General features: G+C 55.9%; 15 protein-coding genes. 12 read left to right on the top strand and 3 right to left on the bottom strand.

Annotated features, from left to right (window positions below; translation table 11 throughout):
• Positions 1 to 11: 11 nt before the first annotated feature.
• From priB to QZ725_RS00050, 6 genes are all read left to right on the top strand, one after another.
• Positions 12 to 335, top strand: a complete 324-nt coding sequence (gene priB / locus QZ725_RS00075; RefSeq protein ID WP_293775404.1) for a primosomal replication protein N — start codon at positions 12 to 14, stop codon at positions 333 to 335.
• Positions 322 to 606: a 30S ribosomal protein S18 gene (gene rpsR, locus QZ725_RS00070; protein ID WP_293775402.1), complete on the top strand. Its 285-nt coding sequence runs from the start codon at positions 322 to 324 to the stop codon at positions 604 to 606. Before priB ends, rpsR begins: the two co-directional genes overlap by 14 nt.
• A gap of 25 nt (positions 607 to 631) precedes the next feature.
• Positions 632 to 1,084, top strand: coding sequence for a 50S ribosomal protein L9 (rplI, locus tag QZ725_RS00065; RefSeq protein WP_293775400.1), 453 nt, complete (start codon positions 632 to 634; stop codon positions 1,082 to 1,084).
• Between the two features lie 112 nt (positions 1,085 to 1,196).
• The gene (locus QZ725_RS00060; RefSeq protein ID WP_293775398.1) at positions 1,197 to 2,588 is read left to right on the top strand and encodes a replicative DNA helicase; all 1,392 of its coding nucleotides are present in this window, start codon (positions 1,197 to 1,199) and stop codon (positions 2,586 to 2,588) included.
• A 106-nt stretch (positions 2,589 to 2,694) separates the two neighbouring features.
• Positions 2,695 to 3,321 (top strand): DUF47 domain-containing protein, encoded by a 627-nt coding sequence (locus QZ725_RS00055; protein ID WP_293775396.1) that lies wholly within the window; start codon positions 2,695 to 2,697, stop codon positions 3,319 to 3,321.
• A gap of 118 nt (positions 3,322 to 3,439) precedes the next feature.
• On the top strand, positions 3,440 to 4,447 hold the full coding sequence (locus QZ725_RS00050; protein ID WP_293775394.1) for an inorganic phosphate transporter: 1,008 nt from the start codon (positions 3,440 to 3,442) through the stop codon (positions 4,445 to 4,447).
• 107 nt (positions 4,448 to 4,554) lie between these two features.
• Here the strand turns inward: QZ725_RS00050 and QZ725_RS00045 are convergent, their stop codons facing one another.
• From QZ725_RS00045 to QZ725_RS00035, 3 genes are all read right to left on the bottom strand, one after another.
• Entirely contained in the window at positions 4,555 to 6,225 is a 1,671-nt protein-coding gene (locus QZ725_RS00045; RefSeq protein WP_293775392.1) for a PhoH family protein, read from the bottom strand.
• Positions 6,226 to 6,456: 231 nt separating this feature from the next.
• The gene (locus tag QZ725_RS00040; RefSeq protein ID WP_293775502.1) at positions 6,457 to 6,951 is read right to left on the bottom strand and encodes a peroxiredoxin; all 495 of its coding nucleotides are present in this window, start codon (positions 6,949 to 6,951) and stop codon (positions 6,457 to 6,459) included.
• A gap of 160 nt (positions 6,952 to 7,111) precedes the next feature.
• A complete protein-coding gene (locus QZ725_RS00035; RefSeq protein WP_293775391.1) occupies positions 7,112 to 7,486 on the bottom strand; it encodes an Mth938-like domain-containing protein in 375 nt (124 codons plus the stop codon).
• 280 nt (positions 7,487 to 7,766) lie between these two features.
• Here QZ725_RS00035 and QZ725_RS00030 point away from each other — a divergent pair, with 280 nt between their 5' ends.
• The 6 genes from QZ725_RS00030 (at position 7,767) to moaE (ending at position 14,086) form a co-directional block, all read left to right on the top strand.
• Positions 7,767 to 8,999, top strand: coding sequence for a pyridoxal phosphate-dependent aminotransferase (locus QZ725_RS00030; RefSeq protein WP_293775389.1), 1,233 nt, complete (start codon positions 7,767 to 7,769; stop codon positions 8,997 to 8,999).
• Positions 9,000 to 9,044: 45 nt separating this feature from the next.
• Positions 9,045 to 10,355: a homoserine dehydrogenase gene (locus QZ725_RS00025; protein WP_293775387.1), complete on the top strand. Its 1,311-nt coding sequence runs from the start codon at positions 9,045 to 9,047 to the stop codon at positions 10,353 to 10,355.
• A gap of 203 nt (positions 10,356 to 10,558) precedes the next feature.
• Positions 10,559 to 12,019 carry a threonine synthase gene (gene thrC / locus QZ725_RS00020; protein ID WP_293775386.1) on the top strand — a complete coding sequence of 487 codons (1,461 nt, stop codon included), beginning with the start codon at positions 10,559 to 10,561 and terminating at the stop codon, positions 12,017 to 12,019.
• Between the two features lie 71 nt (positions 12,020 to 12,090).
• Positions 12,091 to 13,326, top strand: coding sequence for a gephyrin-like molybdotransferase Glp (glp, locus tag QZ725_RS00015; protein ID WP_293775501.1), 1,236 nt, complete (start codon positions 12,091 to 12,093; stop codon positions 13,324 to 13,326).
• Between the two features lie 2 nt (positions 13,327 to 13,328).
• Positions 13,329 to 13,586, top strand: a complete 258-nt coding sequence (gene moaD, locus QZ725_RS00010; RefSeq protein WP_293775384.1) for a molybdopterin converting factor subunit 1 — start codon at positions 13,329 to 13,331, stop codon at positions 13,584 to 13,586.
• A 20-nt stretch (positions 13,587 to 13,606) separates the two neighbouring features.
• The gene (gene moaE, locus QZ725_RS00005) at positions 13,607 to 14,086 is read left to right on the top strand and encodes a molybdopterin synthase catalytic subunit MoaE (RefSeq protein ID WP_293775382.1); all 480 of its coding nucleotides are present in this window, start codon (positions 13,607 to 13,609) and stop codon (positions 14,084 to 14,086) included.
• Positions 14,087 to 14,174: the final 88 nt, after the last annotated feature.

The raw sequence follows: 14,174 nt of genomic DNA, 5'->3' as shown, positions 1-14,174 counted from the left end.
GCGTATCGGGAGTGAATCAGCTTCAGATCGTTGCCACCATTGCCGAGCGTGAAATTTTGCGCTATTCCCCGGCAGGTGTACCGATTGTGTCAGCCATGTTGCTGCACAGTTCACAACAAATCGAAGCGGGTATGCCAAGGTTGGTCGAGTTTGAAATTGCCGCGATTGCCGCGGGTGAGATTTCAGGCAGATTTGACCGAGCCCAATTGGGCGGCACCTATCAGTTCACCGGATTCTTGGCACGCAAAAGCCGTAACAGCAAAAGTCTCGTATTCCATCTGACAGATTTCGAAGAACCACATTTAGATACAGGAGCCAAAAATGGCATTCGGTAAAAAATTCGACAAGAACAAACTCAAAGAAAAACGCAAACAGCAAAATCCTCTGTTCAAGCGCAAAAAATTCTGCCGTTTCACCGCTGCACACGTTGAATCGGTCGACTACAAGGACGTCGACACCCTGAAAGACTTCGTTCAGGAAAACGGCAAGATCATGCCAGCACGTCTGACCGGCACCAAGGCAATCTATCAGCGTCAGGTTGATACCGCGATCAAGCGCGCACGCTTCCTCGCATTGCTGCCTTACACCGATCTGCACAACGCCTGATCAACGACTGAAATAGGAGAAAAACATGCAAGTCATTCTGTTGGAAAAAGTCGTTAATCTCGGCAATCTGGGCGACGTCGTCAAAGTCAAGGACGGTTACGCACGTAACTTCCTGATTCCGCAACGCAAGGCTCGTCGTGCAACGACGGCAGCTGTTGCCGAATTCGAAGTCAAGCGCGCAGAACTGGAAAAAATCGCTGCAGAAAAACTGGCAGCAGCTACGGCACAAGGTGAAAAACTGAGTGGCCAAAGCATCCAGATTTCGCAAAAAGCCGGCGTCGATGGCCGTCTGTTCGGTTCCGTGACCAATAGCGACATCGCTGAAGTCCTGACCAAACAAGGTTTCGCTGTTGAAAAAGCGCAAATCCGCATGCCAAACGGCCCGCTGAAAGTGACCGGCGACCACGCAGTTTCGGTTTCGCTGCACACCGACGTGCTTGTCGAAGTGACCATCAACGTTGTTGGCGAACAGGCTTAAGCCTACGCTGTTCTTTCTGGTGCATTGCACCATTGAAAAAGCCGGGAATTCCCGGCTTTTTTGTTGCGCGCTTGCCAAAGCGGGTGCGCCTAAACAGGTATAATTGCGCGCCATGAATACCCCGTCCGATCCGCAGCTGGATTCCCTTCGCGTTCCCCCTCATTCGATCGAAGCAGAACAATCCGTCCTGGGTGGCCTGCTGCTCGACAATGCGGCGTGGGATCGCATTGCGGACTTTGTCGGCGAAGACGATTTCTACCGCTACGACCATCGGATCATCTTTCAGCACATCGTCAAGCTGATCAATAGCGCCAAGCCGGCAGACGTGATCACCGTGTTCGAGGCGATGACGACCAGTGGCAAGGCGGAAGATGTCGGTGGCTTGGCGTATCTGAATGCGCTGGCGCAGAACACGCCGTCCGCAGCCAACATCCGTCGCTATGCCGAGATCGTGCGTGACCGCGGGGTGCTGCGCAAACTGATCACGGTAGCAGACGAGATTTCGGGTTCTGCTTTCTCGCCACAGGGCAAGGAAGTCAAGCAGATGCTTGACGAAGCGGAGTCCAAGATCTTCGCGATCGCCGAAGAGGGCGCACGCGGTGCGCAAGGATTTCAGGAACTGCAGCCGCTGCTAACGCAGGTGGTCGAGCGTATCGACGAACTCTACAGCCGCGACAGCAATAGCGATATTACGGGCGTGCCGACCGGCTTTGCCGATCTGGACCGCATGACTTCCGGTCTCCAGCCCGGCGATCTGGTGATCGTGGCGGGTCGTCCATCGATGGGTAAGACCGCATTTTCGATCAACATCGGTGAAAACGTGGCGATCGACAGTGGTTTGCCGGTTGCCGTGTTCTCGATGGAGATGGGCGGCACCCAGCTTGCCATGCGTATGCTGGGTTCGGTCGGCCGTCTCGATCAACATCGTCTGCGTACCGGCCGTCTGGTCGATGAAGACTGGCCGCGCCTGACGCATGCGATTCAAAAAATGAATGATGCCCAGTTGTTCATCGATGAAACGCCCGCGCTGAGCCCGATCGAATTGCGCGCACGTTCGCGTCGTCTGGCCCGTCAATGCGGCAAGTTGGGGTTGATCATCGTCGATTACCTGCAATTGATGTCGGGTAATGGCGGCGGTTCATCCGAAAACCGCGCCACTGAAATTTCCGAGATTTCCCGAAGCCTGAAAGGGCTGGCAAAGGAACTCAACTGTCCGGTCATTGCGTTGTCGCAGCTCAATCGTTCTCTGGAGCAACGTCCGAACAAGCGCCCCGTGATGTCCGATTTGCGCGAATCCGGCGCGATTGAGCAGGATGCCGACGTGATCCTGTTCATCTATCGCGACGAGGTCTACAATCCGGATTCGCCGGACAAAGGCACGGCCGAGATCATTATCGGCAAGCAGCGTAACGGCCCGATTGGTGCCGTGCGCCTGACTTTCCTTGGCCAATTCACGAAATTCGAAAACTACACCGGTTCTGCTGCGTTGTATCAAGGGGACTGAAGAGACTGTTTGTTCTGTTTTACCGCTTTATCGTTTCGTCGGCTTGATTTTGTCGCTGATGAAATGCCTACCGATTTCAATGTCTTAATCTTCAAAGAGAGTAATCATGTTTGGACGACTTCTGCCGAAAGAAGGCAAATTCTTCGATCTATTCAACGAGCACGCAGAATATTGCGTCAAGGGCGCCAAGGAAATGGTCGCGCTGATGACCAATTTCGACGACCTCGAAATTCGTGTGCATGCCATCGAAGGCATCGAGAAAGAGGCAGACAAGGTCACCCACGCCACGCTGGATGCCTTGCACAAGACCTTCATCACCCCGCTTGATCGCGACGACATCCACCAATTGATCACACGGATGGATGACATTCTCGATCTGCTGGAAGATGCGGCTCAGACGATTTCGCTGTACGACATCAAATCGACCACGCCGGAAGCCAAACGTCTGGCTGAGTTGTGCCTGGCATGCACCGAAAAGGTCAAGGCGGCTGTCGGCCTGCTGCACAATATGGATAACTCGCGTCAGATCCTGGAAATCTGCCAGGAAATCGATCGTCTGGAATCGGATGCTGATCACGTTATGCGTGCCGCGATGTCCAAGCTGTTCCGCGAAGAGCCGGACGTGCGTACTCTGATCAAACTCAAAGCCATTTATGAACTGCTGGAAACCGTGACTGATCGTTGCGAAGATGTTTCCAACATCATCGAAGGCATCATCGTCGAGAACGCCTGATCGGGCGAATGCCGCCGCCATTTGTGCGGCGGTTTGCGTTTACGGAGCTGCATTGCGCTTCGTCGTTTTTCGGTCACGCGCCATTGCGTGATCGTGCAGATTGAAAAAGAACATACCCATGCAAACACTCACCATGAGTTTTTACGTCCTGGCCTTTCTGGTGATTCTGGCCCTGGTCTTCGACTTCATGAACGGCTTCCATGATGCTGCGAATGCGATCGCCACGGTGGTTTCGACCGGCGTGCTGAAACCGCAAACAGCTGTCGCGATGGCTGCTTTTTTCAACTTTGCTGCAATCGGTGTCTTTCACCTGAAAGTCGCTGCGATGATCGGTACCGGCACCATCGATCCGATCGTGATTGACCATTATGTCGTGTTCGGCGCATTGGTCGGCGCCATAGTCTGGAACGTGGTGACCTGGTACTTTGGTCTGCCATCGTCGTCTTCGCATGCTTTGATCGGTGGCTTGGTCGGTGCGGCTGTCGCCAAGGCGGGTACCGATGCACTGATCGCATCAGGCCTCTTCAAGATCATCCTGTTCATCGTGTTGTCACCGACGCTGGGTTTCCTGTTCGGTTCGCTGATGATGCTGCTGGTGTCGTGGCTGTTTGTGCGCTCATCGCAACGCACGGTGGATCGCTGGTTCCGCCGCCTGCAACTGATCTCGGCTGCCATGTACAGCTTGGGTCACGGTGGTAACGACGCGCAAAAGACCATGGGCATCATCTGGATGCTGTTGATTGCTGCCGGCACCATGACGGCAGCCGATCCGCTACCGACCTGGGTCATTCTGAGCTGCTACACCGCGATCAGCCTTGGTACGCTGTTTGGTGGCTGGCGTATTGTCAAGACCATGGGCCAGCGCATTACCAAGCTCAAACCGGTCGGTGGTTTCTGTGCCGAAACCGGTGGTGCGATCACCTTGTTCCTCGCCACCATGCTGGGTGTGCCTGTATCGACCACGCATACGATCACGGGTGCCATTGTCGGTGTTGGTGCATCGCGCAAGATGTCGGCAGTGCGCTGGGGCGTTGCGGGTAATATCGTCTGGGCCTGGATCTTTACGATCCCTGCTTCTGCCTTTGTGGCAGCGATTGCTTGGTGGATTGGCACCCAATTCCTTTGATGGTCGGCTAGAACAAAGAAGCGTTCGTTATAAAAAGCCTGCCTATCTCGCGATAGGCAGGCTTTTTTATGACCGCGATTAGAGGCGATTAGGGATAGCTGAGTGTCTTACAGCACGTCGCTCGCATGGTCGGCCAAGCGTGAGCGTTCGCCACGCGCCAGCGTCACATGTCCGCTATGCGCCCAACCCTTGAAGCGATCCACAACATACGTCAGGCCACTCGAACCTTCCGTCAGGTATGGCGTATCGATCTGCGCGATGTTGCCGAGGCAGACGATCTTGGTACCAGGACCCGCACGCGTGACCAACGTTTTCATTTGCTTTGGCGTCAAGTTCTGTGCTTCATCGATGATTAGGAACTTGTTGACGAAGGTGCGGCCACGCATGAAGTTCATCGATTTGATCTTGATGCGTGAGCGGATCAGATCCTGCGTCGCGGCACGGCCCCATTCGCCAGCGTCGTTGTCGGTCTTGTTGAGCACTTCAAGGTTGTCGTCGAAGGCGCCCATCCAGGGTCCCATTTTTTCTTCCTCGGTGCCTGGCAGGAAGCCGATGTCCTCCCCAACGGGAACGGTGACACGGGTAACGATGATTTCGCTGTAGAGTTTGGTTTCCAGCACCTGGGCCAGGCCTGATGCCAGCGCCAGCAGCGTCTTGCCAGTGCCAGCCTGACCGAGCAGGGTGACGAAATCGCATTCGGGATCATTGAGCAGGTTCAGCGCGAAATTTTGCTCGCGGTTGCGTGCGGTCACACCCCAAACACTGTTCTTGTTATGCGTGTAATCGCGCAGCGTCTGGATGACCGCAGTTTTGCCATTGATCTGGCGCACCTGACCGTAGAACGATGCTTCGCCATTTTGCGGTTCCATGAACACGAACTGGTTCACCAGCATGGCTGGCACGCTTGGTCCCGTGACGCGGTAGAAAGTGTAGCCGGTGCCGTGCTTGTTTTCTTGCCAGGATTCGAGCCCCTTGGCGTGTTTTTCCCAGAAATCATCCGGCAGTTGCAGGATGCCCGAATACAGCAGGTCGGTGTCTTCCAGAACGTGATCGTTGAAGTATTCTTCCGCCGGCAAGCCCATTGCACGCGCTTTGATGCGCATGTTGATGTCCTTGGAAACCAGCACGACCGGGCGACCAGGGTGCTGTTTCTCCAGTGCCTGTACAACCCCCAGAATCTGGTTGTCTGCCTTGCCATTGGGAAGACCGGTCGGCAGGGCGACGTCGTTCAGTTTGGTCTGGAAAAACAGACGTCCGCCGGCATCCTTGTTGCCCAGTTTGGCCAGCAGAATACCTTCGTCGATGGCGTTTTCTTCCTCGCCGCTGACCAGTGCATCCAGCGAACGTGACACCTGGCGGGCATTACGTGCGACCTCCGACATGCCTTTCTTGTGATCGTCGAGCTCTTCGAGCGTGATCATCGGCAGGTAGACGTCATGCTCATCGAAGCGGAACAGTGCCGTCGGATCATGCATGAGCACGTTGGTATCGAGCACGAACAACTTGCTCGGTCCGGTTTTGCCGGCGGTACGACGGCCCGTGGCTTTTTGTGGTGCCGCTTGCGATGCATTCGCCGCAGGCTTGCTGCTGCGAGTTGGTGCGGATTTTTCTGCGCGTTTGGCAAGGGGGGCCGAGGGGGCTACAGGGGCGGTTTCTGTTTTGCGTGCGGCCGGTTCGACCAGTGTCAGTGGTTTGACGATCTTGTCCTTGTCGGCTTTGGGATAGTCCTGCGGCGAAAGAAGGGCGGCAGGCTTGGTCGGTATTTTAGGCAATGGCATCAGGACCTCGATCAGGAAAATGGTAAAAACGATACGGAGACAGGGGACGGCCGTGCAGCTGGCTGGAAGACTGATGCGAATGAAACAGGGTTGGTGGGAGGGTAAAAACGGTGATCAAAGCAGGCAGTTGGCAAATCAAAAAGTAAAAAAGCCGTTTGGGAAGGCCTTCGGCCTAATCCGCAAACGGCTTGTTCTCTAGAAAATTCTTTTGAATTCAATGGCTTTGTAAACCTAGGCAAGAGCCTTCACAAATTCCAGTACATCATCGATGTGTCCAGGCACTTTTACTCCACGCCATTCTTTCACCAATGTGCCGGCTTCGTCAATCACAAAGGTCGAACGTTCAATACCGCGTACCTTTTTGCCGTACATGTTCTTGATTTTCATGACATTGAAGAGATTGCACAGCGTTTCTTCAGAATCTGAAATCAGAGGGAAGGGTAATTCCAGCTTGGCCTTGAAGTTTTCGTGCGAACGCAGGCTGTCGCGGCTGACGCCGACGATTTCGGCATTAGCTGCCTGAAATTCGGGATACAGATCGCGGAATTGCAAACCTTCCGTTGTACAGCCCGGCGTGTTGTCCTTGGGGTAAAAATACAGAACGATCTTTTTTCCCTTGTAGTCGGGCAGATTGAACGTTTGCTCGCCGGTCATGGCAGCACTGAAGTCGGGCACGGTCTGGCCGACGGCGGATACGGCTTCGGCGACGGCTTGATCTTGATCCATGGTCATCTTTCTGGCTTGAGGCCGCAGTGAACGCGGCAAATTGCTTGCTGGAGCGGGAAGGCTCGTTTCGATTAAAGCAGATGGGGGCGGCAAATGCTTGTTCAAGCGATAAAAATGGTGTCAGGCAAGAAATTTTTGGAAATCTTCTTGCCGCTTCTTTTCATCCTTCGAAAATCAGTGCCAGAGCGACTTTACGGCCTTCACTCATCAAAATGTTGTAGGTGCGGCAAGCAGCCTGATTGTCCATGCTTTCCACACCAATTCGGCGTTGCGACAGCGAGGCGATCAGGCGCGGATGCACGAAGCGTTGACGTGCGCCGGTGCCGAGAATGACGACATCCGGCTGCAAGGCATTGATGGCGTCGAAGTGCGTAGCGCTCAGTGAATCGAATCCGCTGACATCCCAGGCGACGGGGGCGGATTCAGGCAGCACCAGCAGGCTGTGCGCATAGCGCTTGAGGTTGATTTCGACGCCTTCATCGTCGTAGGCAGTCACGGTTTGATATTGCTGGGTCGGTGTGCTGTGCAGCTTCATGGCGGTTGTTTCGTATGGCCGTCGCAGCGGCAGGGTTTGGCGAGCGACTATCTCGGAAAAGTAAAGGCCAATTGTAACGTTTTCATCTGCGGAACAACCCTTATCGATTGATAAAATCACGCGACTTCGGCAAAATGACTCTCTTTTGCGATGCATTCAGGCATTGCCATTTCTGACGCCGAACCCCGTCCCGCTTCCCCTGGCGCCAAAGGTCTCCGGCGCCGCCGCCCGCTCATGAGCAGCCTCTTGCCACTCTGACATTATTCAAGGAAACCCCGCTGTGCGACCGATTCAAAAATCGAAAAAACTGGATGACGTTTGTTATGACATTCGTGGCCCCGTGCTCGAAAAAGCGCGTCAGATGGAGGAAGAGGGGCACAAGATCATCAAGCTGAACATCGGCAATCTGGCGACTTTCGGTTTCGATGCGCCGGACGAGATCGTGCAGGACATGATTCGCAATATGTCGAATGCGTCGGGTTACACGGATTCCAAGGGTTTGTTCGCCCCGCGCAAGGCCGTCATGCAGTACACGCAGGAGAAGAAGATTGCCGGCGTCACGATCGACGATATTTATCTGGGTAACGGCGCATCGGAACTCATCGTCATGAGCATGAATGCGCTGCTCAACAGCGGCGACGAAGTGCTGGTGCCATCGCCCGACTATCCGCTGTGGACCGCAGCGGTCAGCCTGTCCGGCGGCCGTCCTGTGCATTACGTTTGCGACGAGCAGGCTGACTGGTTTCCGGACATTGCCGATATCAAGAGCAAGATCAATTCGAACACGCGTGCAATCGTTGTCATCAACCCCAACAATCCGACGGGCGCACTTTACCCCGTTGAATTGCTGCAGCAGATCGTCGAGCTGGCGCGCCAGCATCAATTGATCGTTTTCGCTGACGAGATTTACGACAAGGTTCTTTACGATGGTGCCACGCATACGTCGCTGGCTTCGCTGGCCGATGATGTGTTGTTTATCACGTTCAACGGCCTGTCGAAGAACTACCGTGCATGTGGTTATCGCGCCGGCTGGATGATCGTTTCCGGCGAAAAGCGCCATGCCAAGGACTACATCGAAGGTTTGAACATGCTGGCGTCGATGCGTCTGTGCTCGAACGTGCCCGGCCAGTTCGCCATTCAGACTGCGCTCGGCGGCTATCAAAGCATCAATGATCTGATCGGCCCTGGCGGTCGTCTGCTGCGTCAGCGCGATCTGGCGCACAAGCTGCTGACCGACATTCCGGGTGTGACCTGCGTCAAGCCGAAATCGGCGCTCTACATGTTCCCGCGCCTAGATCCGAAGATGTATCCGATTGCCGATGATCAGGAATTTGCCTACCAGTTGCTGGCCGAGGAAAGCGTGCTGATCGTGCAGGGCACCGGCTTCAATTGCCCGACCACGGATCACTTCCGTGTCGTGTTCCTGCCGAATTCGGACGATTTGACGGTGGCCATCGGCCGCATCGCGCATTTCCTCGAAGGCTATCGCCGCCGCGTCGGCATTGCTGCCTGAGCGTCTGATTCCGGTAGCACCGTTATTCCCTTTACATAGAGATTTATGAAATCGATCAAAGTAGGCTTGCTGGGCATTGGTACCGTCGGTGCCGGCACATTCAACGTTCTCAAACGCAATCAGGAAGAAATTGCACGCCGTGCCGGTCGCGGTATCGAGATCGTGATCGTGGCCGATCTGAATGAAGCGCGTGCGCGCGAGCTGGTCGGTACGCAGTGCGAAGTCGTCAGCGATGGCAATCTGGTTGTCAATCATCCCGACGTCGATATCGTCATCGAACTGATCGGTGGTTACGGTGTGGCCAAGGAACTGGTGCTGAAGGCGATTGCCAACGGCAAGCATATCGTTACGGCCAACAAGGCCTTGCTGGCGACGCATGGCGACGAGATTTTCCGTGCTGCACAGGAAAAAGGCGTGATGGTGGCGTACGAAGCGGCGGTAGCTGGCGGCATCCCGATCATCAAGGCGCTGCGTGAAGGCTTGACGGCCAACCGCATTCAATGGATTGCCGGCATCATCAACGGTACGACCAACTTCATCCTGTCGGAAATGCGCGACAAGGGATCGGATTTCGATACCGTGTTGAAAGAAGCGCAACGCCTGGGCTACGCGGAAGCCGATCCGACTTTCGATATTGAAGGTATCGATGCCGCGCACAAGGCCACTCTCATGGCTTCAATGGCATTCGGTATTCCCGTGCAGTTCGCTAAGGCGCACGTGGAAGGCATCACCAAGCTCGAAGCGGTCGACATCCGCTATGCCGAACAACTCGGTTATCGCATTAAGCTGCTCGGCATTGCCAAACGCACGGAGGCTGGTATCGAGTTGCGCGTGCATCCGACGCTGATTCCTTCCAAGCGTTTAATCGCGAATGTCGAAGGGGCGATGAATGCCGTACTCGTCAATGGCGATGCTGTTGGCGCCACCCTGTATTACGGCAAGGGCGCCGGTTCCGAACCGACCGCTTCGGCCGTGATTGCCGATCTGGTCGATATCGCACGTCTGGCAGATGCGTCGCCTGAACAACGCGTACCGTATCTTGCATTCCAGCCGCAGTCGATTTCGAATCTTCCCATTCTGCCGATCGCCGAAGTGACGACTAGCTATTACCTGCGCTTGCATGTGGCCGACAAACTGGGCGTGCTGGCCAATGTAACCAGCATCCTCGCCGAATCGACGATCTCGATCGATGCCATGATGCAGAAAGAGCCGGCTTTGGGTGAAACGCAGACCGACATCATCATCCTGACGCATCAGACGCAGGAAAAGAATGTCGAAGCCGCCATCCGCAAGATCGAAGCCTTGCCGACCGTTCTTGGTCAGGTAACGAAACTGCGACTCGAACATTTCAGCTGAGTTTGTCAAGAATGCAAAAAGAAGGCGCTTAGGCGCCTTTTTTGTTGCCGGCTTTCTCCGGTGATGTCGCATGCGGGAAATGCGCTGCCCTAGGGGAAAAATGCCGTCGAGGGGTATAATGGCGGCTCGCGCCATTGCGCGTTCTTCGCTATACGGTTGACCTCCGCCGGTTGGCCGTTTTTCGGTTTTCACTTCTACACGACATGCAATATATTTCGACGCGTGGCAATGCTCCTGATCAGTCCTTTTCACAGATTCTGCTTGGCGGCCTTGCGCCCGATGGCGGCTTGTACCTGCCGGCCAGTTATCCGCAAGTAACACTAGCCGAACTCGATACATGGCGCACGCTGTCGTATGCCGATCTGGCGTATGAAATTCTGAAGAAATTCGCTACCGACATTCCGGATGCCGATTTGCATGCGTTGGCGCACAAGACCTACACGGCGGATGTGTACCGTAATGCACGCCAGGGTGAGGATGCTTCGCGCATTACGCCGGTGCGCCTGGTCGAAGAGAAAAACGGCAGCAAGTTGATGTTGCAAGCGCTGTCGAATGGTCCAACGCTGGCCTTCAAAGATATGGCAATGCAGTTGCTCGGCAATCTGTTCGAGTACACATTGGCCAAACAGCATGCCGAACTCAATATCTTTGGTGCGACATCTGGCGATACCGGCAGCGCTGCCGAATACGCGATGCGCGGGAAGAAGGGCATTCGAGTCTTCATGCTGTCACCGCACAAGAAAATGAGCGCCTTCCAGACCGCACAGATGTTCAGTCTGCAAGATCCAAATATTTTCAATCTGGCCGTAGAAGGTGTGTTTGATGACTGCCAGGACATGGTCAAGGCCGTATCGAACGATCACGCGTTCAAGCAAAAGCACAAGATCGGCACCGTCAATTCGATTAACTGGGCACGCGTGGTGGCGCAGGTCATCTACTATTTCCGTGGTTACCTGAGCGTGACGGCCAGCAACGAGCAAAAGGTGTCGTTTACCGTGCCATCGGGTAATTTCGGCAATATCTGCGCCGGTCACATTGCGCGCATGATGGGTTTGCCGATCGACAAGCTGGTCGTCGCGACCAACGAAAACGATGTGCTCGACGAATTTTTCCGTACCGGCATTTACCGCGTGCGCAAGTCGGCCGAGACGTATCACACCACCAGCCCGAGCATGGATATCAGCAAGGCATCCAACTTCGAGCGCTTTGTCTTCGATTTGCTGGGCCGCGATGGCGCGCGCGTGCGCGCCTTGTTCCAGAAAGTGGAAACGCACGGCGGCTTCGATCTGTCGGGCCAGCCGGGCAGTGATGGCGACGAGTTTGCGAAGGTTGCGCAGTTCGGCTTTGTATCGGGCAAATCGACGCATGCCGACCGCTTGGTGACGATTCGCGAGCTGTTCCAGCAGCATGATCTGATGATCGATACGCATACGGCGGATGGCTTGAAAGTCGCGCGCGAGCACATGACGCCCGGTGTCACCATGATCGTGATGGAAACCGCCTTGCCGGCCAAGTTCAATGAAACGATTCAGGAGGCGCTGGGCCGCGATGCGGAGCGTCCGGCCGGTTTCGAAAATATCGAAGACCTGCCACAGCGCTTTGAAGTGATGACGACCGACATTGACAAGATGAAGGCGTTCATCGCCAGTCATACCGGTTTGTAAGCGGCATGACAGAACGTTCGTTTGTCGCCAAAGACATGACCGTATCCACGAATCCTCCCGCAATGAAACCCATGTTGAGTGTCGCGGACGCACGGGATTTTCTGCTGGCTGCAGCACGGCCGCTGATGGAAACGGAAAAGCTCGCCACCATCGATGCGCACGGCCGCATTCTGGCCGAAGCACAAACCTCGCAACTGAATGTGCCGCCTGCCGACAACACGCAGATGGATGGCTATGCCGTGCGCGCGGCGGATTGCGCCAGTGGCAGCGCCACCTTGCACATCAGCCAGCGCATTCCGGCCGGATACGTCGGCCAACCCCTGGAGCCTGGTACGGCGGCGCGCATCTTTACCGGAGCGATGATTCCTGACGGTGCCGATGCGGTCGTGATGCAGGAAGCTTGCGAAGCCGGCAAGAACGAGTACGGCGATGTGGTTACCGTGCGTCATGTGCCGGTCGCGGGGGAATGGATACGTCGTGCCGGTGAGGATATTCGCGAAGGCGCGACCATCCTGCAAGCCGGGCAGCGTCTGCGTGCGCAGGAACTGGGGCTGGCCGCATCGGTTGGCCTCGCCACGTTGCCAGTGGTGCGCAAGTTGCGGGTCGCCGTGTTCTTTACCGGTGATGAACTGGCGATGCCGGGAGAAGCGCTGAAGCCCGGTGCAATCTATAACTCCAATCGCTTTACCCTGCGTGGCTTGCTGCAGCGTCTTGGCTGCGAGATGACCGATTACGGTATCGTGCCCGATACGCTGGAAGCGACGCGCACGACCTTGCGCCGCGCCGCGCAATATCACGATCTGATCATCACCTCGGGCGGCGTATCGGTCGGCGAGGAAGATCACGTCAAGCCGGCGGTCGAAGCCGAAGGGCGGCTGAACATGTGGCAGATTGCGTTGAAGCCGGGCAAGCCGCTGGCATTTGGTGAAGTCGATCGTTCCGGATCAGATGCCGATGCCGCAGGCAAGGCATTCTTCCTCGGCTTGCCCGGCAATCCGGTATCGAGTTTCGTGACCTTTTTGCTGTTTGTGCGTCCCTTTATTCTGCGTTTGCAGGGCGTGCAGGATGTCGGTGTGCCGTCGTATGCCATGCGCGCCGATTTCGACTGGCCGAGAGCCGACCGTCGCAATGAATTCCTGCGTGCGCGCATCAATCCGCAGGGTGGGCTCGATCTGTTTCCGAACCAGAGTTCGGGCGTGCTGACCTCGACGGTGTGGGGCGATGGCCTGATCGATAATCCGCCGGGCAAGACGATTGCCCGTGGCGAGGTGGTGCGTTTTATTCCTTTCAGTGAATTGATGGCCTGAACATGAAGATTGAACTCCGTTTTTTTGCCAGCGTGCGTGAAGCGCTGGGTGTGTCGCAGGAAACTGTGGAACTGCCGGACGGCGTGAACACGGTCGGTGCCGTGCGCGCCTTCCTGCGTGAACGCGGCGGCGTCTGGGCCGAAACGCTGGCCGAAGGGCGTTCCCTGCGCATGGCTTACCAACAGAATATGACCGATGCCGACACGCCGATCGAAGACGGCAGCGAAGTCGCATTCTTCCCGCCGGTTACCGGCGGTTGATCCTGCAAGCGGAGGCCGCCATGCCGGTACGAGTCCAGACCGAAGATTTTGATGTCAGCGCCGAAGTCGCTGCCTTGCGCGCCGACTGTCCGCAGATCGGTGCCGTCGTCACGTTCATCGGTACCGTCCGCGACATGAACGAAGGCAGCAATGTCGCTGCGATGGAGCTTGAGCACTATCCGGGCATGACCGAAAAGGCGCTGCAGAATATCGTCGATGAGGCAAAGCAGCGCTGGCAACTTGGTGATGCGCTGGTGATCCACCGCGTTGGCCCATTGCTGCCGAAGGATCAGATCGTGCTGGTGGCGGTCACCTCGGCGCATCGTGGCGAAGCCTTCGACGCCTGCGAATTCATCATCGATTACCTGAAGACCGACGCACCGTTCTGGAAAAAGGAACAGACGCCGCAGGGCGCGCGATGGGTCGATGCACGCGTGACGGATGATGAAGCGCTCAAGAAATGGCATATCGACCTTGCCTTGCAGGGTGGTGAAAAATGATGTCCTGGTTGGCAGTCGGCGTGGGAGGCGTGCTCGGATGCTGGTTACGCTGGGGGCTGCAGGTCGGTCTGAACGCCATCAGCCCGCA

The organism is uncultured Oxalicibacterium sp. (assembly GCF_913776015.1).
GTDB lineage: Bacteria > Pseudomonadota > Gammaproteobacteria > Burkholderiales > Burkholderiaceae_D > Oxalicibacterium.
The sequence above is the reverse complement of the archived record's forward strand: the minus strand, read 5'-3'. Positions and strand labels throughout refer to the sequence as shown.

Bases quoted from the DNA above. Each gene is read 5' to 3' on its own strand.
- rpsR (WP_293775402.1), top strand. From the start codon at position 322: ATGGCATTCGGTAAAAAATTCGACAAGAACAAACTCAAAGAAAAACGC.
- rplI (WP_293775400.1), top strand. From the start codon at position 632: ATGCAAGTCATTCTGTTGGAAAAAGTCGTTAATCTCGGCAATCTGGGC.
- QZ725_RS00060 (WP_293775398.1), top strand. From the start codon at position 1,197: ATGAATACCCCGTCCGATCCGCAGCTGGATTCCCTTCGCGTTCCCCCT.
- QZ725_RS00055 (WP_293775396.1), top strand. From the start codon at position 2,695: ATGTTTGGACGACTTCTGCCGAAAGAAGGCAAATTCTTCGATCTATTC.
- QZ725_RS00050 (WP_293775394.1), top strand. From the start codon at position 3,440: ATGCAAACACTCACCATGAGTTTTTACGTCCTGGCCTTTCTGGTGATT.
- QZ725_RS00045 (WP_293775392.1), bottom strand. From the start codon at position 6,225: ATGCCATTGCCTAAAATACCGACCAAGCCTGCCGCCCTTCTTTCGCCG.
- QZ725_RS00040 (WP_293775502.1), bottom strand. From the start codon at position 6,951: ATGGATCAAGATCAAGCCGTCGCCGAAGCCGTATCCGCCGTCGGCCAG.
- QZ725_RS00035 (WP_293775391.1), bottom strand. From the start codon at position 7,486: ATGAAGCTGCACAGCACACCGACCCAGCAATATCAAACCGTGACTGCC.
- QZ725_RS00025 (WP_293775387.1), top strand. From the start codon at position 9,045: ATGAAATCGATCAAAGTAGGCTTGCTGGGCATTGGTACCGTCGGTGCC.
- thrC (WP_293775386.1), top strand. From the start codon at position 10,559: ATGCAATATATTTCGACGCGTGGCAATGCTCCTGATCAGTCCTTTTCA.
- glp (WP_293775501.1), top strand. From the start codon at position 12,091: ATGTTGAGTGTCGCGGACGCACGGGATTTTCTGCTGGCTGCAGCACGG.
- moaD (WP_293775384.1), top strand. From the start codon at position 13,329: ATGAAGATTGAACTCCGTTTTTTTGCCAGCGTGCGTGAAGCGCTGGGT.
- moaE (WP_293775382.1), top strand. From the start codon at position 13,607: ATGCCGGTACGAGTCCAGACCGAAGATTTTGATGTCAGCGCCGAAGTC.